Here is a 19,345-nt window from a genome sequence, read left to right as displayed (position 1 = left end):
TTTCAACCAATTGCTAATTGCAATCAGTCTCGAGGAGGACGAATCCATGAGGAAGCTTGTTGTTTGGAATCTGATGCCGCTTGACGGCTATTTCGAAGGCACGAAACCGTGGGATATCGAATTTCACAATCTTGCCTGGGGTCCCGAGCTGGAGCGCTACGCCGAGCAGTTTGGCGAGGAAGGCGACCTGCTCGTCTTCGGCCGCAAGACATATGAGGGTATGGCCGCCTACTGGCCGACAGCCGAGAGCGAAGAGAAGATCAAGGCATACATGAACGACATCGCCAAGATTGCCGTATCAAAGACGATGACGGCGGCGAACTGGAACAACACACGCGTCGTCAGCGACCCTGTCGCAGAATTGAAAAAGCTGACGGCCGAGGCGGGCAAGACGATCTTCATTTTCGGAAGTGCGGAGCTCGCGGATTCGCTGCTGAAGGCGGGGCTGGTGGACGAGATCCGCATCTGCCTCGTGCCGGTTATCCTCGGCGGCGGCAACCCGCATTTCAAACCGGCCAGTCAGCAGCTTCCCCTGAAACTGCTCGAAAGCACGACGACTGAGGGCGGCGCGGTAATCCTGCGATACGAACCGGTCAAGGCAGGCTGAAGCTACCTTCGAGGAGCCGTCGCGATGAGCGCCGCCGCCGCGCCTCCCGCCGTCTCCAGATAAGTCGAATCGCGATGAAGCAGCACGACGGAGAAGGCACCGTCGAGCAGAAGAATGACCTGGCGAGCCAGCTGCCGAGCGTCCTTCACACCCTCTTGTTCGAAAATACCTGCCAACCAGTCCTCCACGCGGCGCTTGTGCAAGGCAGCAGCCCTCATAGCCGGATGCCCCGGCATATTGGCGAGCTCTGCTGCCGTGCGAAGAAAGCCGCAGCCTCTCCACTTGGGATGCCGCGTGGATCTTGCCAACCTATCGAAGATTGCCTTGATTTTGATGGCGACGTCGCCCTCAGCCTCGCCAAACCAACGTTGAAACAATGCCAGGTTCGGCTGATCTCGCTCTTCCGGATAGGCCGCGATCAGGGCGTCCTTGCTGTCAAAGTGATAATAAAGCGTTCGTTTCGTAACCCCCGGCTGCCTCGGCAACAGCGTCGACGCCGACGCTTTTGATCCCCTCGGCATAGAAGAGCTTGGCGGCAGCAGCAACCAGACGTTCTCGAGTGTTCGATACAGATAAGGCCATAGGGCAATGTATACCGACCAGTGAGTGTCAACAACACTGCTTCGCGTGTAGCTTCTGCCAAGAGGAAGATCGAGGCAGAGCATGCTTGACGATGAGGTCGACAACCAGAATTTGCGAACGGAAAGACGCCACCCGGCAACGGGTGCAACGCCCATCGTAATCGTCGCTGGCGATGCCGTGCCGCTTGGAGGCCATCTCTGGCATGCCAACAGGCAAGCGCCGCTGGCCAGCGTCATCATCAATCCGGCAACGGGCGTCCTTGCTCACTACTATCACTACTACGCCCAGTTTCTCGCGCGGCACGGCTTCGACGTGCTCACCTACGACTACCGCGGTATCGGCCAATCACGACCGGAATGCCTTCGGGGCATCGGCTACCTCTGGCGCGATTGGGGCGAAAAGGACTTCGACGCGGCACTGCGTTTCATGCATGGCCGCTACCCCGAGGCACCGGTGATGGTCGTGGGCCACAGCATCGGCGGCCACCTGCCCGGCCAGTCGGCCAACGCGCATCTGATTAGCCGGATGCTGACGGTTGGCGCGCAATATGCTTACTGGTGCGACTATGCGCCGGATAGGCGAGCGAGGCTCTTCGTCAAATGGCACCTGGTGATGCCACTACTGACTGCGCTCTTCGGCTACTTCCCCGGCAAGCGCCTGGGGTGGCTGGAGGACTTACCCGCCGGTGTCGCCAACGAATGGAGTTTCCGCCGCGCGAAGATGGAGATGTCTTATCCGCGCGTGGAGCGCGCAGACGTGCTCGGCCGTTTCGATGCCGTCACGGCGCCGATCCTTGCAGTCGCCCTTTCCGATGACGAGTTGGGCACAGTGCCAGCCATTCGCCGATCGCTTGGCTATTACAGAAATGCCGTCAGGAGAGAAGTCTTGATGACGCCAGAGAGGCTCGGCTTTGAATCGGTCGGGCATTTCGGTCTGTTTCATACCCGCCATGCCGCTGGATTCTGGCTGGATACGCTTCTCTGGCTGCGCGATGGCATCAATCCCTGGCCGGAACAGGATGTACAAGACAGCGGATGAGAGGCCGCAGCAGCGATCAGCTCTTTGGTATGGCGCCCCGTCGCTCGAGTGCCGTCTTGCGGATGATCTCCGCAATCTCGGGACTGCTGCTCGACAACATCTGGAAGTCAACCGCATAGAGCGACAGCAGGGAGACCTCGGTTGCTGCGCTGACGGTCGCTGAGCGCGGTTCGCCGCTGATGAGCGCCATCTCGCCAAAAAAGCTTCCTGTACCAAGCTCTACCGGATGATCGGGCGTCGCTACACTGACCCGGCCTTCGACGATGAAGAACATCTGGTCGCCAACATCGCCTTTGCGGCAGATCACTGCACCGGCGGGCACGATACGCGGCCGCAGCGCCCGCACGATCTCGATCAGTGCCGCGGAGCCAAGCTTTTGGAACAGGGGCACGGCGGCGACCAGCTGCCAGTTGCGAACGAAGTCCCGGCGACGGACCTCTTCGTAGAAGCCGGTGGCGAGGATACCGGCCCAAAGCGCAAAAATGCCGATGCCGCTCATCATCACCAATCCGGCCAGCACCCGGCCTGCCAGGCTTTGTGGGATCTCGTCGCCGTAGCCGGTCGTCGACAGCGTCACGACCGCCCACCACATCGCCTGCGGAATGCTGCCGAACTTATCCGGCTGGACGTCACGCTCGATGACATAACCAGCCAACGCAGCGCCAAAAAGAACGATGCCGAAGACAGATGTCACGCCAAGCAGATTGCGCGATTCATTCGCAACGACCTTTGCCATCAGCCTGAAAAACGTCGAATCGCGCATCGGCTTGAGGAGCCAGACGGCGCAGTACAGACTCCAATCGCGCGAGGCGATCAAAAGGAAGGCCGCCATGGGGACGAAAACCGCCAGCAGGTCGATCACGAGGGCGGCGTTCCCACCCGATAGGCGACTGCGACGCCGCACAAGAAGCGTGCCACTCAGCTGTAGGACATAGACGACCCAGATTGCTGCAAGCACGGCTTCCACGACGAGCCTTGTCTCTCCGGCGAGATCGGGGGTCGTGAGCGTTGCCACCGACAAAAGACCAATCGCGGTCAGCAGCGCATTGAGTGGCGAAGAGATCTTCGAGAAAGGCACTGCCGACATTCAATACTCCACGAACTGACCAGGCATTTTCTCAGAATAGATGCCCTGAGGCCAAGCGCAACGGGGACGGTGCGCCGCGGAAAAGACGCGACACGCGCTCCTTTAGCTCTTTCGGGCCAGGCAGTTTGGCTATCAGCCGGTGACCCGCGCCGCAAAGAGTATAGACCATCCAGACAGCGAAACGGATGCTTGCGACCATGGTGACTTTGCGACGCTACGTACCGGCAGATTGCGATGCGACGGTGGAGATTTTCCTGCGGGCGATCCGCGAAGTCGCGTCCAAAGACTATACGCCGGCGCAGATAGAAGCCTGGGCCCAGGTGGCCGACCGGCAGGCCTGGGCGGAGCGCCGGTCAAACCGGCCGACCTGGGTTGCCGAGGCCGCAGACCTGCCGATCGGCTTTGCCGATCTGGGGTCCGACGGGCATCTGGACATGATGTTCGTGTATCCCGGCCATCAAGGGATCGGGGCGGCGACTGCGCTGCTGCGGACAATAGAAGAGGAAGCCCGGGCACTCGGGCTCAGCCGCATCTTTACGGAAGCAAGCCTGACGGCCAGGCCTTTCTTCGAACGGCGAGGTTTCGTCGTGCTGACGCGCCAAAGCGTCGAAAAGCGGGGACAGGCGCTGGCCAACTTCCGGATGGGAAAATTGCTCCCATAGATCGGGCGAGCACCGTCGCCATTTCACCAGTGGCAACTCGCATTCGACTAAAAACCGCTCGTTAATATTTACGAGTTAGTAATCTCTCGGTAACGAGAGGTTCCCTGTAATGCGTATCCGTGCCTTCCTCGCCCTCGTGCTTCTGGCACTTGTTGCCGGCTGCGCCACGACTCCCCGACAGACCCGAAACATCTGCGCCGTCTTCGAGCAGCGCGACGGGATGTTTACGAGCTGGCAGCGCGCGGCTGAAAAGACGGAGCGCAAATATGGGGTTCCGGTCCCGATCCTGATGGCGACGATGTATACCGAGTCCGGCTTCCAACCCTATGCGCGACCGCCGCGCACCAAGCTGTTCGGTTTCATTCCCTGGACGCGACCGTCCACCGCCTACGGCTATTCGCAAGCGCTCGACGGCACCTGGGATCACTATCAATCCGCGACCGGCAGCTGGGCCGCGCGCCGCACCAACTTCGCCGATGCCATCGACTTCATCGGCTGGTACCATTCGCAAAACAGCCAGATGACCGGCATCCCCGTGAACGATGCCTACGGTCTATACCTCGCCTACTATTCCGGCCCGAAAGGCTACATGCGCGGCGACTGGCGCTCGAACGCGCAGCTACAGAAGACGGCGCAGCGTTTTTCCAACATGGCGACGACCTATCAGCGGCAGTTGCAGGAGTGCAATTGAGTTCTTCGCATTCACCGAAAAAACCTAGTAGAATTCATACACAACCCTGAAGAACGAAACAAATTTGGGTTGGTCGGCATGTCGCGACAGTATTGTTTGACAATACATTCGCGCCCATGGGATTCTTTCTGAAATAGAATCAGGAGAATAGATGGCAGAGCGCTACTTATACGATTACAGCTCGCACCGGGCGGTCATGTATGGCGTTGGCGACCATCTCTATCCGCTCTCCGGCAGCAAGGCAGAGCACTGGATTTCCGGCGACTATATTTTCTGCATGAAGACCCAGGCGATTTCGTTCTGGATTCTGGGAAAGGACGTCTACGGCCATCTCGGCCGCGGCGAGCTGACACGCCAGCCTCTCTACTATTTCGGCGACTAAGGCGAAGACGGCTGGATAGCTCCCCGCCTGCCGCCCAGTGGCGCTCACCCCACGAGGTTCCCAAACCTGACGGAGTAGATCCGGTCGCGCCCAAGAAGGTGGGCAATCAACGAGGCCTGATCGAACAGCCCCTTCATCGCCTTGTGGCGAAGATCAAGGCCGCCGGTCATCACGCCGAAAGCCGGCATCAGCAAGCGGGCGCCGTCAGTGGCGAAACACGGACGGCGGACCGACTTTTCGCGGCGGCGCACCGTCGCGGCGGGATGCAGGTGTCCGGCGATCTCGCCCTTCTGCAGGCCGCCCTTCGGCTCGTGGCGAAAGGTCAGGCCGCCGAAATGCATTTCATCGACCGAAGCGCCCGGCAGATCGACGGTCCCGTCGGGATCGTGGTTGCCGTTGATCCAAATCCATTCGCGGCCACGGGCCATTTCCGATATCAGGTTGCGGAACGCCTCGGGGAGATGCGCCGAGCCGACGCGGTCATGGAAATTGTCGCCGAGCGACACAACCAGCTTCGGATCGTAGCGGCTGACGACGGCCGAAAGCACTGTCAGCGTCGCCAGCGTGTCGTAGGGCGGCAGGAGCATCCCGCGACGGGCAAAAGCCGCGCCCTTCTCGAGGTGTAGGTCGGAAACGACGAGGATACCGGCATCGGGCACGTAGAGCGCGCCGAGCGGATCGCAAACGGCAGCAACGCCATGCACAGACGTCTCGACGCCTGGCAGTGCGGTCAGTCCGTTGAGTTCACGCGCGAGCGCCAGGCGGTTCATCAATCCTGTCAGTCCTTTGTCATGGAAGCGCTACCTTCAGGCAGACGCTCATCTCTTCGTCTCATGCAATTCCGGATGGTAAGCCGGCGCGAACCTTTCCGGGACTTTCTCTAGGCCAGCGCCTCGGCAATCAGGTCGTCGGCGGCTTCGGCCAGCACCGCGTCGTGAGCCTCGCCATGCACCGGCTCCTTGCCGATCTCCAGCATGACGGGCACCGCTAGCGGCGAGATATGGTCCAACGCCCGATGCGTGATGTGGCCCTTGATTCGCCTCAGCATATCGCCAAGCCGGGAAATATCCAAAAGCCCGCTTGCGGCATCCTGCCGCGTCGCCTGCAGCAGGATATGATCCGGTTCGTGTGTCCGGAGCACGTCGTAAATCAGATCGGCCGAGACCGTGACCTGCCGCCCGGTCTTTTCCTTGCCCGGATGACGGCGCTCGATCAAGCCTGCAATCACGGCGCAATTGCGGAAGGTACGTTTCAAAAGGAAGGATTCGTCGAGCCAGCTTTCGAGATCATCGCCCAGCATGTCTTCGTCGAAGAGATCAGCGAGGCTGAGCCTGCCGTTGCGGATCATCAGCCCCATGTCCTCGAAGCCCCAGATGCCGAGCGAATAGTCCGTTGCGACGAAGCCGAGCGGTTTGGCGCCGGCGCGCTCCAATCGCCGTGTCAGCAGCATGCCGAGCGTCTGGTGCGCCAGTCGCCCCTCGAAGGGATAGATGACCATGTAGCAGCGGCTGCCGCGCGGGAAAGTTTCGATCAGTAGCTCGTCGCGCTTCGGCAGCATCGATTTTTCCTGCTGGATCGCCAGCCAGTCCCGTACCTGATCCGGCAGGTGACGCCAGCGCTCCGGGTCCGCGATCATCGAGCGCACCTGATCGGCCAGATAGGTGGAAAGCGGAAACTTGCCGCCGGCATAGGACGGGATCTTCGGATCCATTGAGAAGGCCTGCGAGGCGAGCGCCTCATTTTCGCGGATGCCCTCGAAGCGTAGCACCTTGCCGGCGAAGATGAAGGTATCGCCGGGCGACAACTGTTCGAGGAAGTATTCCTCGACCTTTCCCAACGGCGCGCCGCCGCGGCCGAGCCGGCCGCCTTCGCCGCGCTTGACCATGCGCAGATTGAGCATCGGGCTTTCGACAATGGTGCCGAGGTTCAGCCGGTATTGCTGGGCGACCTGCGGATTGGAGACGCGCCAGCGGCCTTCCTTGGTCTTGCGGATACGGGCATAGCGCTCATAGGTGCGCAACGCATAGCCGCCCGTCGCGACGAATTCGACGACGCGCTCGAAGGTCTCCCAGGAGAGATCGGCGTAAGGTGAGGCACTCCTGATCTCGTCGTAAAGTTCCAGCATCTCGAACGGCTCGGCGCAGGCCATACCGAGCACATGCTGTGCGAGCGCATCAAGCGCGCCTCTGCCGACCGGCGGGGTGTCCTGCGCGCCGATATAGTTCGCGTCGAGTGCGGCCTGGCATTCCATCACCTCGAAGCGATTGGCGGGCACAAGGATCGCCTTCGAGGGCTCGTCCATGCGGTGGTTCGCACGACCGATGCGTTGGGCGAGACGAGAGGCACCCTTCGGCGCGCCGACATGCACGACGAGGTCGACATCGCCCCAGTCGATGCCGAGGTCGAGCGTGGAGGTGGCGACGACGGCGCGCAGCCGGTTGGCCGCCATCGCAGCTTCCACCTTTCGCCGCTGGGCGACATCGAGGGAGCCGTGATGCAGTGCGATCGGCAGGTTTTCCTCGTTCGCAGTCCAGAGCTCCTGAAACAGCGTTTCGGCCTGCGAGCGGGTATTGACGAAGAGCAGCGTCGTGCGGTGTTCGAGAAGTTGCCGGTAGACATCGGGGATCGCGTATTTCGCCGAATGACCTGACCAGGGGATATGTTCCTCGGTGGTGAGGATCGATATATCAGGTTTGGCGCCGCCTTCGACGATCACCAGCCCGGCGTGCCGCTCCTCGCCCCCCTCTTGCGCGACCAGCCATTTCTGCAGGTCCAGCGGCTCGGCGACGGTGGCGGACAGGCCGATCGTCTGTAGAGACGGGGCGAGCCGGCGCAGGCGGGCAAGGCCGAGCGAGAGCATGTGGCCGCGCTTGGAGGTGACGAGCGAGTGCAGCTCGTCGAAAATGACGTATTTCAGGTCTTTGAAGAAGCGCTCCGCCTCGCGATTGGCAAGCAGCAAGGCCACCTGCTCTGGCGTCGTCAGCAGAATATCGGGCGGGCTCAACTTCTGGCGCTGGCGCTTGGCGTTCGGTGTGTCGCCGGTGCGGTTCTCAACCGTCACCGGCAGCCGCATCTCCTCCACCGGCTTCATCAGGTTCCGCTCGATATCGACGGCGAGCGCCTTCAGCGGCGAGATGTAGAGTGTGTGGATGCCGGTGAAGCGGGAGCCCGGCGGGATCCTGCCGCGGCGGGTCAGGTCCGTCAGCGAGGGCAGGAAGCCCGCGAGCGTCTTGCCGGCGCCGGTCGGCGCGATCAACAGCGTGCTTTCGCCGGCCTCGGCGCGGGCCAGCAATTCCAGCTGATGGGCACGTGGACGCCACCCCTTGTCCGCGAACCAGCGGGCGAAAGGCGGAGGCAGGACAATGCGGGCTTCGGAATCGATCTGGTCCACGGCGCTAAAGGTAGCGCACCGACCGTCGAAATAGAATGGCGGATCTAGAGCGGGATGCCGAAAAGTGTAACTGGTTTTCGGCCGAAATCCCGCGCTATCTCTTTGAAGTAGATCAGGATTCAGATGTTCGGCCCGATCGGCCTAAATCATCCTGATCTAGAGGAAGCGATGCGGATGGAACGGCTTGGGATCGGCGAAGGTATCGTTGCCGGCCATCTGCTCTGCCAGCAGCCGGCCGCTGGCGGGGCCGAGCGTCAAGCCGTGATGGGCGTGGCCGAAATTAAACCAGAGGCCGCGATGGCGTGGCGCTGGACCGATCACTGGACGCATGTCGGGCAGGCATGGCCGCAGACCGAGCCAGGGCGTCGCCTCCACCGGCTCGCCGAGCGGCAACAGCGCGCGGGCATGAGCCTCGTCGCGGCGTAGCTGGATGGTATTCGGCGGCGCATCGGGCGCAGCGAATTCGATGCCCGTCGTCAGCCGGATGCCGCGCGCCATCGGCGCCAGCACGTAGCCCGCCTCCTCGTCGACGACCGAATGGCCAAGTGGCTGACCTTCGCGCTGCGCATAGTGGCGGTGATAGCCGCGCTTGATCGCCAGCGGTAAGGGGTAGCCGAGCTTGCGGAAGATCAGGCCGGATTGCGGGCCGAGGGCGACGACAATCTCGCCGGCTTCGATGATCTCGCCTTCGGCCGTGGTGATCGACCAGCCGTTCTTCTCCTCGCGCAATGCGGAGGCATCTGCGCGGACGATCTGGCCGCCGGCCGTCGCAAATAGCGTCGCATAGGCAGCCGTCAGCGCCTGCGGGTCGGTCACGGTCTTGGGGTCGAGCCAGTGCACGCCGCCGGAGATGCGGCTGCCGGCGGCGGCAAAGGCGGGCTCCAGCGCCAGAAACTCGCTTCCATCAAGAATGCGGATCGCCAGACCGTGGGCAGACAGACTTTCGGCCTCCGCACGAGCGGCCTCGAAACGGCGCGGATTCTTGTAGAACGACACCCAGCCGCGTTCGCGGATGAGCTCGGAGGCACCGGCGCGGGTAATCAGTTTGTCATGCTCGGAGACGCTCGCCTCGATCAAGGGCAGCAACGCCCGCGTCGCCTTCTCCAGATTGGTCCGCGAGGAATGCCACCAGTAGCGCGCCAGCCATGTGGCAATGCGCGGCAGATAGGCCGGATCGTAACGCACGTCCGATGAACCGTTCAGCGCATATTTGGCAATGGCGCCGAGCTGCCGCGGGAAGGCGTAGGGAATAACGGAGGAGCGCTCGATCAGCCCGGCATTGCCGTAGCTGGTGCCGCCGCCCGGCTCGCCGCGATCGGCAAGGATGACGGACCGGCCGCGATCAAGCAAATGAATGGCCGCACTGACGCCGACAATGCCGGCACCGAGAACGAGGATATCTGTTTTCATCGGATGGACTTGGTCAAAGGGCGCGGAGGCTTTGGGCCTCCGCGCGATTGGATCGGCAAGCGATCAGTAGATGTCGAACGGGAAGTATTTCTTGGTGATTTCCTGATACTTCCCGTTGGCGACGAGCGCGTCGATGGCCTTGTTGAAGCGCTCCTTCAGCTCGGTCTCGCCCTGACGGATACCGATGCCGGCTTGCGTTTCGGTGCCGGGCACGTCGCCGAGCAGCTTGCAGCAATCCTTGCCGGCCTTGTTCAGCCAATCGACCACCACAAACTTGTCGGAGATCAACGCGTCCATACGGCCGTTCTGGAGGTCGGCGACGGCCTCGTCCTGCGTCGGATACATCTTCGCCTCGGCGCCGCCCTTCGCGTAGACGTCGTTGGCGTAGTCGGCCTGCGTGGTCGAAGCCTGCGCGCCGACGACCTTGCCCTTCATGTCCTCGACGCTGACGCCCTTCAGCGCGCTATCCTTCGGCACGGCGACCGCGAGCGGCGTCGTGTAGTACTTGTTCGTGAAGTCGATCTGCTTCTTGCGCTCCTCGGTGATGCTCATCGACGCGATGATGGCATCGTACTTCTTGGCAAGAAGCCCCGGAATGATGCCGTCCCAGTCCTGTGCGACGATCGTGCATTTGGCCTTCATCTCCTCGCAGAGCGCATTGGCCATGTCGACGTCGAGACCCTTGAGGCTGCCGTCGGATTCGACGTAGTTGAAGGGAGGATAGGCGCCCTCCGTTGCGATGCGGATCGTGTCCTCGGCGGAGGCGAGATGCGTCGCCGCAAGCAAGGCAGCGGCCGCCAGGAAGATGGTCTTTCTCATTGCTGTTCCCTTATTGGAATTGTTTTTGCCCAACAGGGCTGACTTTAGCGGTTCCTTGCCGCTTCACAACCCCGCACGAGCACGGCACCCCTTGTATTCTATCTCGCTCATATGCCGACTTGACGCGTCGCCTAATCATAGATATATTTTATCCACGAATTGAGGAGACTTTCCGATGAAATTGGGCGATGGCGTCGAGCAGGCCATACACAGCGTTGCTATGCTGGCCGGCCTTTCCGAAGGGGGCGTGCTCTCGGCCGCCGCACTTGCGGAGTTTCACGGCGTCTCGACGAGCTATCTTCTGAAGCACCTGCAGGCGCTCTCCGGTGCCGGCATCCTAAATACGGTTCCGGGCCCGAAGGGCGGGTATCGGCTGGCGAAACAGACCGATGACATCAGCCTCCTCGATATCGTCCTCGCGGTCGAAGGGCCGGAGCCGGCCTTCCGTTGCAGCGAGATCCGCCAGCGTGGACCGAACCAACTACCGCAACGCTATTTCGCCAAGCCGTGCCAGATCAGCGCGGCGATGCTCCGGGCCGAGCGCGCCTACCGCGCCGAGCTCGCCAAGACCAGCATCGCGGACATCCTTGCGCAGCTGACTGCTGACGATGACGGCGGGATCGCCGCCCGCGGCTGCGCCTTCCTTGAATTGAATGAACGAAGAGCGGCTCGCTGAGCCGCAAAACCCAAAGGAGAATGAACCATGCAAGCACGTTTCAACTTCGCCAAGGCATCGCCGGAAGCTTACAAGGCTGTTGCCGCACTGGAGCAATATGTTCAGGGATCGGGCCTCGAGCGCCGCTTCATCCATCTGATCAAGCTTCGCGCCTCGCAGATCAACGGCTGCGCCTATTGCGTCGACATGCACGTTAAGGAAGCCCGCCATGACGGCCTGAGCGAGCAGTGGATCAACCTGATGTGCGTGTGGCGGGAATCGCCGGTCTATGACGCCAAGGAACGCGCCCTGCTCGGCTGGGTCGATGCAGTCACCCGCATCGCCGAAACCGGTGCACCGGACGCCGATTTCGAAGCCCTGAAGGCGCAGTTTACGGAAGAAGCCATCACCAAGATCACGGTGGCGATCGGCGCGATCAACGTCTGGAACCGGCTCGCTGTCGGCTTCCGGTCACAGCACCCGATCGACAAGCCGGCACAGGCCGCCTAAAGCGCGATATAGCGATCGGCGCGGTGGTTGATGGCCACGAAGAGGTTCAACACCACCGCGCCGAGAACCGAATAAAACACCACCGGTGGCGTGGTGACGAAGAAGGCGACAGCCAGCACGCAGAGGTCGATCGCCATCTGCACAAGGCCCGCGCGGATCCCAAAACGCTCTTGCATGTAGATGCCGAGAATGCCGACGCCGCCGAGGCTGGCGCGGTGGCGATAGAGGGCCAGAAGGCCGAACCCCAGCAAAAGACCGCCGAGCAGGGCCGCCCAAGCAGGATGAATGGCCGAAATGTCCATCACCTTCGGCTGCAAGCTGGTCATGACGGACGTCAGGCCGATGGCGATGAAAGTTTTTACCGTGAAGGCCATGCCGAGCCGCGTCCACGACAGATAGAAGAACGGCAGGTTGAGCAGGAAGAAGGCGAGACCAAAGTTCACGCCGAAGGCATAGTGGAGCAGGAACGCGATGCCGGCGGTGCTGCCGGTCAGCAGGCCGGCGCTGGCCAGCATGAAGAGTCCTAATGCCGCAATGAGGCTGCCCGAGAAAATGCCCTGAACGTCCTCGATCGGGGTATGGCGGGTGGCACTGGTGTTCCAGAAGCCGAGGGCATTGAAGAGCTGTGCCATGTCGTTGATCCCCAAACGGCAGAGTCCAAGCGCACCCGGGGGGAAGGCCCGAGCGGGACAAAATGTGGATGATGAATGATGCCGAGCGTTTTCGGGCTCTTGCGAGCGCCCCCGTGCTGTGGCGAATGACGTAGGGTTATCAGGCGATTTTGCACTGCAATCAAGCGAAATACGTAAGCAATACTGACCTATTATCACTTCGCAAGAATCGTTCCGCTATACCGCCTTATGCGTAAGGAACAGAATGCCTGAAATAGTGTTTGCGCCATCTTTGCGAATGGCCGTCTTGCTGACGGCGCTGACATCAAGGCCATAGCGGGCGCAGAGCGCGCGGACGTAGGCTTCGGAATGGGAGTAGCGCAACGACGGCGCGAGATGGAACCCATCGTCTCCGCCGGCATCCTCGACCGAAAATGCAAAATCGGCACCCGGCACGACAAGCGCTGAAACAGCCTCGAACACGCTCTCGAGATTGCCGAGATACATCAGGACGTCAGCCGCCGTGACGAGGTCGGCACGATGCCTCGCACCCTCCGCAAAGAGGCCCGTGGCCTCCGGAGCCAACGACAGATCGGCCTGTTCCAGGTGATCGTAGACATGCTTTTCGGCCGCCTTGGCAAGCATGTTCCGCGACAGATCGAAGCCCTCGAGGCGCGCAACGCGATCGCGGATCTCAGGCCCCAGCAGGCCGGTGCCGCAGCCAAGATCCACGGCCAGCGAATAGTGCCTGCCCGTCGTGGCAACGAGTGCGGCAAGCTTCCCCGGAACGCTGTAGTCCAGTTTCTCCACCAGCGACGTCTCGAAGCGATCCGCATAGTCGTCGAACAGGCGTTCGACATAGCTGCTCGGTGGCTGGTCGGGTGTCATGACCTCGCCGAGCAGAGCAAGCTTGAGCTTCGCACCGAAAATATCGTCCGGGCTCGCATCCAAGGTCTGCGTGTAGGCCTCGATCGCGCCGGCCGTGTTGCCTGATTTCTCACGGTAGCCGGCAAGGCGATACCAGCCGGCAGCCCAGCGCGGTACCAGCTCCAGCGCCTGCTCCATCAGTTCGGCGGCGGCATGCGGCTCGCCGCTTTCGTCGAGCATCTTGGCGTAGTCGGCACGGCGGTCGGCGATGACGTCGCCTGAAGTGAGCTGGTTGGACTGCATGGTGAAGACCTGTTGGCATCGGCCCGCATTTGGCCGCGGCCACAAAAAAACTCAAGTCCTATTTCAGAGGCGAGGACGCCAGACCTGAAAAAGGCTTGCGAGCAGCGATTCGCGTCCGTATTTCAGGGATAAACAGGAGATGGCGCATGTCCGATCAGGTGAACAAGTTTCTCGGCGATTCCGTCGGCCGCACATTGGTCAAGCTTTTGGTCGTATCGTTGATCGTCGGCTTCATCATGGCCGTGTTCGGCTGGGCGCCGCTCGATTTCATCTACGGCTTCCGCAATTTCGTTCTGGAAGTCTGGCATCGCGGCTTTTCCGCTCTCGGACGCGTCGGCGACTATCTGCTGCTTGGCGCGACCATTGTCATTCCCGTCTTCCTTCTCATCCGTCTCTTCAGCTATCGGCGCTAACATGACTTCTCTCATCCTTTCGCGACGCGGCCTGCTGCACATGTCTGGGCTTGTACTCATCGCTGGCGTCGCCAGTTGCACCACGGCACCCCAGCTATCCTCCATTCCTTCGAACGGCGACGACGAGACGGCGGACGCATTGCCGCTTGTCAACCAGTTGCGCAGCAAGAACGGGCTGCCGCCGCTCTCGGCTGATCCAGCGGCAAAGGCTGCGGCGATGTTTCAGGCAAAGCGCATGGCATCTGCCGGCAAGATGAAGCACGTCATGGGCATCGGTGACGGCTTTGCCCCGCGCGTCAAGGCAAGCGGCGTGCAGATGCCGGCCGCTGAAAACATCGCGGCCGGTCAGCAGTCGGTTCCCTCGGTTGTGACCGCCTGGATCAACTCGCCGCACCATCTGGAGAACATGCTCGGCCGATATAATGGCTTGGGCGTTGCGGTCGCCCACAATTCCGCTTCCAGAAACGTGCCCTACTGGGCAATGGTGCTTTCCGGCTGAGACGATTCTGCCTCAGCTTTCAGAGGCAAGCATGGATACCCACGGTCACGGAAACAGGCTGGCATTCGACGTGACGCACCGGCTGGTGCTCTCCATCGCGATTCCGATGACGCTCGGCTTCATCACGACGCCGCTGCTCGGTCTCGTCGGCACCGGCGTCGTCGGGCATACGGGCCAGCCGGACGCGCTCGCCGGGCTTGCGATCGGGGCCATGCTGTTCGACCTGATCCTCGGCAGCTTCAACTTCCTGCGCGCCTCCACCACCGGGCTGACCGCCCAGGCCTTCGGGCGGCACGACCGGCATGCTGAGCAGGGCGTTTTCTGGCGGGCGCTGATCTCGGCGCTCGGCTGCGGCGTGGCGCTTCTCTGTCTGTCGCCGCTGCTTCTCGCAGCGGGGCTGAAGCTGATGGGACCGGAGAACGCCGTTGCGGCTGCGACCAGCATCTATTTCTCCATCCGCATTCTCGCCGGACCGGCAGCGCTCGCCAACTACGCGATCCTCGGCTTCGTGCTCGGCCGCGGCCAGGGCGGTGTCGGGCTCCTGCTGCAGACGATCATCAACGGCACCAACATCGTGCTCGCGATTTACCTGGGCCTTTGGCGCGACTGGGGTGTCGCCGGTGTCGCCTGGGGAACGATGGTCGGCGAGACGGCTGGTGCAGTCGTCGGCCTGCTGATCGTCCTCCGCGGCTTCGACCACGCCGACCGACCGACGCGTGCGCAGATCTTCTCGCGGCATCAGTTGGCCGAACTCTTCGCATTGAACCGCGACATCCTGATCCGCACCTTCGTGCTGCTTGCCGCCTTCACGCTGATGACGCGGATCGGCACCAGCTTCGGGGCGGTGACGCTCGCTGCCAACGCCGTGCTGATGAACTTCTTCCTGCTCTCGGGATATTATCTCGACGGACTTGCCAACGCGGCCGAACAGATCACCGGACGTGCCATCGGTGCACGCTACCGGCCGGCCTTCGACCGCGGACTGAAGCTGTCGGCGCTCTGGTCTTTCGGACTTGCCGGCATCATCTCGGTGTTCTTCCTGCTGGCCGGTCCCTGGCTGATTTCGGTGCTGACCACATCGCCGGAAGTCCAGCAGGCGGCCGAGACCTACCTGCCCTGGGCCGCCGTCACCGGCCTTACCGGCGCCCTCGCCTTCCTGATGGACGGGGTGTTCATTGGCGCCACGTGGTCGACGGACATGCGCAACCGCATGCTGATGTCGTTTGCCGGCTACCTCGTCGCGCTCGCCGTTTTCGTGCCGCTCTTTGCCAACCACGGCCTGTGGTTGGCGATGAACGGCTTCCTGCTAGTTCGCGGGGTATTCCTGGCGATGCTCGTCCGGCGGCGGGCGGATCAGACGTTCCGCGTTGCCCAGTGATCCGTCCTGCTGTCCCTGAGGTCGCGGATCGATTTCACCTGCTCGCGATCCAGCAGCTTCGATAGGCCGCGGACGATCGTGCCCGGCAGTCCCGGCCCTTCATAGACCATGCAGGAATAGAGCTGTACGAGATCGGCGCCGGCCTTGATCTTCTCCAGCGCCGTTTCCGCCGACGACACGCCTCCGACGCCGATGATCGGCATCGCCCCGCCGACACGCCTGCGGATCTTTGCCAGAACGGCGGTCGATTTGTCGAACAGCGGCTTGCCGGAGAGCCCGCCCGCTTCCTTCGCCTGGCGCTGATCCCTAAGGCCATCGCGGGAAAGCGTGGTGTTCGAGACGATCAGGCCATCCAGCGCGTGCGACAATGCCTCGGCCGCGATGTCATCCAGCCCCTCCTCCGTCAGATCGGGCGCGATCTTCAGAAAGACCGGGATCTTCCTGCCAGACTTAGCGGCCTCGGCATCGCGGGCGGAAAGCACCGCCGACAAGAGCGCAGCGAGGCTTTCGCGCGCCTGCAGATCGCGCAGGCCCGGCGTGTTCGGCGAGGAGATGTTGGCGGTGAAATAGCGCGCGACGGAATAGAAACGGCGGATGCCGAGAACATAGTCACCGATGCGGTCTTCGCTGTCCTTATTGGCGCCGATGTTGACGCCGATCATGCCGTTGCCGCGCACGGCCGATAGCCGCGCGAAGGCGGCGTCGTGTCCCTCGTTGTTGAAGCCGAGGCGGTTGATGACGCCTTCATCCTCGACCAGCCGGAAGATACGCGGTCGCGGATTTCCGGATTGCGGCTTCGGCGTCACGGTGCCGATCTCGGTAAAGCCGAAGCCGATCTTCAGCAGCGCTTCCGGCACTTCGGCATTCTTGTCATAGCCGGCGGCCATACCGATCGGATTGACGAAATCGAGGCCGGCAATACTCTGCCTCAAGCGCGGATCGGGCGCGATCCGGCAGGCTGGAACGGCACCTGCCTTCAGCGCGGCGATCGACATGCCGTGCGCAGTCTCTGGGTCGAAGAGGAAGAGCCCCTTGCGGGCGGCATGCTTGAACAGATCGATCATGGCTGAAGGTCCGGAAATATATGCTGGCCGGCGGCATCGAGCGGCAGCGGCTTTTCCCACAATACGGCCGAGAACGGCAGATCGGCATAGAGATGCGGGAAGAGATCGCCGCCGCGTGACGGTTCGAAAACGAGCTCCTCGCCGAACTTGCTGCCATCGACGGCAACGAGCAGAAGCCCCGTCTGACCCGCGAAATACAGTGCCGCCGTCTGCTTGACCTGGGCGGCTGTCGAGAAGTGGATATAACCGTCCTGGAGGTCAATCCCGGCACCCCGGAAAATGCCGGCCGCCTTCGTCTCCTGCCAGAGCGTTTCCGTCACGATCTTGTAAAGCGTGGGTGTCAGGGTCATGATGGCCTCGGAATGACTGGTCTTTCCCGGGCTTTGCCGCAAAGCGAAGGCGATGTCCACGCCTCGCTGCGAAAAATGCGGCGGCCACCGAGATTTCCGGAGGAAATCATGAGACATATCGCAATCGGCCTTTTTGCGCTTCTGTTGCCGCTCGGTGGCCACGCGGCAGAAACAGACACGTCCCGATTCCAGCTGGAGCGCAGCGGCGACCACTTCGTGCGCCTCGACCGGAAGACTGGCGCCATGTCGCTCTGCGAGGAGAAGGACGGTACTCTCGCCTGCCGAATGGCCGCCGACGAGCGCGCCGCCTACGAGCAGGAACTCGACCGACTTTCGGCCCGCGTCACGGCGCTGGAGAACAAGAGCATCGTCAACAAGGCCCTGCCCTCAGACGCGGAAATCGACCGCTCGATCGGCATCATGGAGCGTTGGATGCGCAGCTTCATGGGGATAGTCAAGGAATTCCAAAGCGAGGAGGAGCGCAATACCCTTCCGCAAAAGACATGATTTGGTATAGTCATATCAGAATGAAGGCATGTATCGTGTGGGGAGCACGAGCCATGACCAGGCAATCGGGCCCTTGGGAGGGAGCGATCGATGCAGGAACAGACAATCATCATTGCCGACGACCATCCGCTTTTCCGTGATGCGCTTCGTCAGGCGGTGATCGGCATGGAAGGCCATCCTGAGATCGTCGAAGCCGGCGATTTCGCCGCAGCGCGGATGGCCGCCGGGGAACACCCGGAAGCGGACCTGATGCTGCTCGATCTTTCGATGCCTGGCGTCAGCGGCTTCTCCGGCTTGATGGCGCTGCGCTCCGAATTCGCCGGGCTGCCGATCGTCATCATCTCCGCGACCGATGATGCGACCACGATCCGCCGCGCGCTGGAACTCGGCGCATCCGGCTTCATCTCCAAATCCTCAGGGATCGACGACATCCGCCGCGGCATCCAGACGGTTCTGGCCGGCGATATCGCCACGCCAGAGACCTACCGGGACGGACAGGAACTGGACCCTGACGTCGCAGACTTGATCCACCGTCTGCATACGCTGACACCACAGCAGAGCCGTGTCTTGACGATGCTGGCGGAAGGCCTTCTCAACAAGCAGATCGCCTACGAGCTCGGCGTTTCCGAGGCGACGATCAAGGCGCATGTCTCGGCCATCCTGCTCAAGCTCAATGTCGATAGCCGCACGCAAGCGGTGATCCAGCTCGGGAAGATCAACATGGCAATGGTGGCCTGAGGCCTCGGGACAGGATTTTATTCCTTTCATCTCTTTACTCCCGCTGGGCTTGCGGTTAATATTTCGCCGTTGAAGGATCGCGCACGCGCGCAGGAATCAGGCGACATGCTGTCACACGAGCAAATCTGGGGAGCGATCGACAGGCTTGCCGAACGGCATGACCTGACGCCGTCCGGCCTTGCCCGACGCGCGGGGCTCGATCCGACCTCCTTCAACAAGTCCAAGCGACTGTCTGCCGATGGACGGCTGCGCTGGCCATCGACGGAATCGATCGCCAAGGTGCTGGATGCAACCGGCGCCAGCATGGAGCAATTCCTGGCCTTCATGCGCCCGGCAGGCAGCTTTTCCAGCCTTCCGGAGGGCGCCTTCCCGCCGCAGGGCAGCTCGATCCCGCTTCTCGGCTTTGCGCAGGCCGGCGCCGGCGGTTTCTTCGATGATGGCGGCTCTCCGGCCGGGCAAGGCTGGGACGTCGTGGAATTCCCAACGGCGCCTTCGCAGAAGGTGGGCGTCTATGCGCTCGAGGTTCAGGGCGAGAGCATGATGCCGCTCTACCGCGACGGCGACGTTCTGATCGTCGCGCCTGGCGCGCAAGTTCGCCGCAACGATCGCGTCGTCGTCAAGACGCGCGAGGGCGAGGTTATGGCCAAGGTACTGTTGCGCCAGAGCCCGCGATCGATCGAATTGATGTCGCTCAACCCCGAGCATCCGAACCGGACGATCGAGTTTTCAGACGTGGATTGGATCGCCCGCATCATCTGGGCCAGCCAGTAGGAAGATATTC

General features: G+C 62.0%; 22 protein-coding genes and 1 pseudogene. 13 read left to right on the top strand and 10 right to left on the bottom strand.

Annotated elements, in window-relative coordinates; all coding sequences use genetic code 11:
* The first annotated feature begins 46 nt into the window (after positions 1-46).
* Entirely contained in the window at positions 47-607 is a 561-nt protein-coding gene (locus LPU83_RS41705) for a dihydrofolate reductase family protein (RefSeq protein ID WP_024313113.1), read from the top strand.
* Positions 608-609: 2 nt separating this feature from the next.
* Here LPU83_RS41705 and LPU83_RS41700 read toward each other — a convergent pair.
* A pseudogene (locus LPU83_RS41700) lies at positions 610-1,189 on the bottom strand (TetR/AcrR family transcriptional regulator).
* An 81-nt stretch (positions 1,190-1,270) separates the two neighbouring features.
* On the opposite strand from LPU83_RS41700, the gene LPU83_RS41695 reads away from it, so the two are divergent.
* Positions 1,271-2,227 carry an alpha/beta hydrolase family protein gene (locus LPU83_RS41695; RefSeq protein ID WP_024313114.1) on the top strand — a complete coding sequence of 319 codons (957 nt, stop codon included), beginning with the start codon at positions 1,271-1,273 and terminating at the stop codon, positions 2,225-2,227.
* 16 nt (positions 2,228-2,243) lie between these two features.
* On the opposite strand, the gene LPU83_RS41690 is transcribed toward LPU83_RS41695, so the two are convergent.
* Positions 2,244-3,314, bottom strand: coding sequence for a cyclic nucleotide-gated ion channel (locus tag LPU83_RS41690; RefSeq protein ID WP_024313115.1), 1,071 nt, complete (start codon positions 3,312-3,314; stop codon positions 2,244-2,246).
* A 197-nt stretch (positions 3,315-3,511) separates the two neighbouring features.
* Here LPU83_RS41690 and LPU83_RS41685 point away from each other — a divergent pair, with 197 nt between their 5' ends.
* The 3 genes from LPU83_RS41685 to LPU83_RS41675 all read left to right on the top strand — a co-directional run bounded on the left by LPU83_RS41685 (position 3,512) and on the right by LPU83_RS41675 (position 5,049).
* The gene (locus LPU83_RS41685; RefSeq protein ID WP_029709885.1) at positions 3,512-3,976 is read left to right on the top strand and encodes a GNAT family N-acetyltransferase; all 465 of its coding nucleotides are present in this window, start codon (positions 3,512-3,514) and stop codon (positions 3,974-3,976) included.
* Between the two features lie 109 nt (positions 3,977-4,085).
* A complete protein-coding gene (locus LPU83_RS41680) occupies positions 4,086-4,667 on the top strand; it encodes a transglycosylase SLT domain-containing protein (RefSeq protein WP_024313117.1) in 582 nt (193 codons plus the stop codon).
* A gap of 151 nt (positions 4,668-4,818) precedes the next feature.
* On the top strand, positions 4,819-5,049 hold the full coding sequence (locus tag LPU83_RS41675) for a hypothetical protein (RefSeq protein ID WP_024313118.1): 231 nt from the start codon (positions 4,819-4,821) through the stop codon (positions 5,047-5,049).
* Positions 5,050-5,093: 44 nt separating this feature from the next.
* Here LPU83_RS41675 and pdeM read toward each other — a convergent pair whose 3' ends face one another.
* From pdeM to LPU83_RS41655, 4 genes are all read right to left on the bottom strand, one after another.
* Positions 5,094-5,822: a ligase-associated DNA damage response endonuclease PdeM gene (gene pdeM / locus LPU83_RS41670; protein ID WP_024313119.1), complete on the bottom strand. Its 729-nt coding sequence runs from the start codon at positions 5,820-5,822 to the stop codon at positions 5,094-5,096.
* Positions 5,823-5,929: 107 nt separating this feature from the next.
* Positions 5,930-8,440 (bottom strand): ligase-associated DNA damage response DEXH box helicase, encoded by a 2,511-nt coding sequence (locus LPU83_RS41665; RefSeq protein WP_024313120.1) that lies wholly within the window; start codon positions 8,438-8,440, stop codon positions 5,930-5,932.
* Between the two features lie 156 nt (positions 8,441-8,596).
* Positions 8,597-9,850, bottom strand: coding sequence for an NAD(P)/FAD-dependent oxidoreductase (locus tag LPU83_RS41660; RefSeq protein ID WP_024313121.1), 1,254 nt, complete (start codon positions 9,848-9,850; stop codon positions 8,597-8,599).
* Positions 9,851-9,913: 63 nt separating this feature from the next.
* The gene (locus LPU83_RS41655) at positions 9,914-10,669 is read right to left on the bottom strand and encodes an ABC transporter substrate-binding protein (protein WP_024313122.1); all 756 of its coding nucleotides are present in this window, start codon (positions 10,667-10,669) and stop codon (positions 9,914-9,916) included.
* A gap of 175 nt (positions 10,670-10,844) precedes the next feature.
* On the opposite strand from LPU83_RS41655, the gene LPU83_RS41650 reads away from it, so the two are divergent.
* Both LPU83_RS41650 and LPU83_RS41645 read left to right on the top strand, forming a co-directional pair.
* Positions 10,845-11,345, top strand: a complete 501-nt coding sequence (locus tag LPU83_RS41650) for an RrF2 family transcriptional regulator (protein ID WP_024313123.1) — start codon at positions 10,845-10,847, stop codon at positions 11,343-11,345.
* 27 nt (positions 11,346-11,372) lie between these two features.
* Positions 11,373-11,834 carry a carboxymuconolactone decarboxylase family protein gene (locus LPU83_RS41645; RefSeq protein WP_024313124.1) on the top strand — a complete coding sequence of 154 codons (462 nt, stop codon included), beginning with the start codon at positions 11,373-11,375 and terminating at the stop codon, positions 11,832-11,834.
* On the opposite strand, the gene LPU83_RS41640 is transcribed toward LPU83_RS41645, so the two are convergent.
* Positions 11,831-12,466, bottom strand: coding sequence for a YitT family protein (locus LPU83_RS41640; RefSeq protein ID WP_024313125.1), 636 nt, complete (start codon positions 12,464-12,466; stop codon positions 11,831-11,833). The genes LPU83_RS41645 and LPU83_RS41640 overlap by 4 nt on opposite strands.
* Before the next feature lie 216 nt (positions 12,467-12,682).
* Positions 12,683-13,615: a class I SAM-dependent methyltransferase gene (locus tag LPU83_RS41635; RefSeq protein WP_024313126.1), complete on the bottom strand. Its 933-nt coding sequence runs from the start codon at positions 13,613-13,615 to the stop codon at positions 12,683-12,685.
* A gap of 146 nt (positions 13,616-13,761) precedes the next feature.
* Here LPU83_RS41635 and LPU83_RS41630 point away from each other — a divergent pair, with 146 nt between their 5' ends.
* The 3 genes from LPU83_RS41630 to LPU83_RS41620 are packed head-to-tail and all read left to right on the top strand — an operon-like array spanning position 13,762 to position 15,905.
* The gene (locus LPU83_RS41630; RefSeq protein WP_024313127.1) at positions 13,762-14,028 is read left to right on the top strand and encodes a DUF6460 domain-containing protein; all 267 of its coding nucleotides are present in this window, start codon (positions 13,762-13,764) and stop codon (positions 14,026-14,028) included.
* 1 nt (position 14,029) lies between these two features.
* Positions 14,030-14,527, top strand: a complete 498-nt coding sequence (locus tag LPU83_RS41625; protein ID WP_024313128.1) for a CAP domain-containing protein — start codon at positions 14,030-14,032, stop codon at positions 14,525-14,527.
* 31 nt (positions 14,528-14,558) lie between these two features.
* On the top strand, positions 14,559-15,905 hold the full coding sequence (locus LPU83_RS41620) for an MATE family efflux transporter (RefSeq protein ID WP_024313129.1): 1,347 nt from the start codon (positions 14,559-14,561) through the stop codon (positions 15,903-15,905).
* Here LPU83_RS41620 and LPU83_RS41615 read toward each other — a convergent pair.
* Together LPU83_RS41615 and LPU83_RS41610 are read right to left on the bottom strand one after the other, a co-directional pair.
* The gene (locus LPU83_RS41615) at positions 15,881-16,969 is read right to left on the bottom strand and encodes a quinone-dependent dihydroorotate dehydrogenase (protein ID WP_024313130.1); all 1,089 of its coding nucleotides are present in this window, start codon (positions 16,967-16,969) and stop codon (positions 15,881-15,883) included. The two genes, LPU83_RS41620 and LPU83_RS41615, sit on opposite strands and share 25 nt — an antisense overlap.
* Entirely contained in the window at positions 16,966-17,319 is a 354-nt protein-coding gene (locus LPU83_RS41610; protein WP_176703573.1) for a DUF952 domain-containing protein, read from the bottom strand. The genes LPU83_RS41615 and LPU83_RS41610 overlap by 4 nt, the downstream gene beginning before the upstream one ends.
* A 108-nt stretch (positions 17,320-17,427) precedes the next feature.
* Between LPU83_RS41610 and LPU83_RS41605 the strand changes: the two genes are divergently transcribed.
* From LPU83_RS41605 to LPU83_RS41595, 3 genes are all read left to right on the top strand, one after another.
* Positions 17,428-17,826, top strand: coding sequence for a hypothetical protein (locus tag LPU83_RS41605; protein ID WP_024313132.1), 399 nt, complete (start codon positions 17,428-17,430; stop codon positions 17,824-17,826).
* 90 nt (positions 17,827-17,916) lie between these two features.
* On the top strand, positions 17,917-18,564 hold the full coding sequence (locus LPU83_RS41600) for a response regulator (protein ID WP_024313133.1): 648 nt from the start codon (positions 17,917-17,919) through the stop codon (positions 18,562-18,564).
* A 105-nt stretch (positions 18,565-18,669) separates the two neighbouring features.
* The gene (locus tag LPU83_RS41595) at positions 18,670-19,335 is read left to right on the top strand and encodes a S24 family peptidase (RefSeq protein ID WP_024313134.1); all 666 of its coding nucleotides are present in this window, start codon (positions 18,670-18,672) and stop codon (positions 19,333-19,335) included.
* Positions 19,336-19,345 lie beyond the last annotated feature (10 nt).

It is taken from the genome of Rhizobium favelukesii (genome assembly GCF_000577275.2).
Classification (GTDB): domain Bacteria; phylum Pseudomonadota; class Alphaproteobacteria; order Rhizobiales; family Rhizobiaceae; genus Rhizobium; species Rhizobium favelukesii.
Note: the sequence above shows the minus strand (reverse complement) of the source record. Positions and strands in the feature narration are given on the sequence as shown.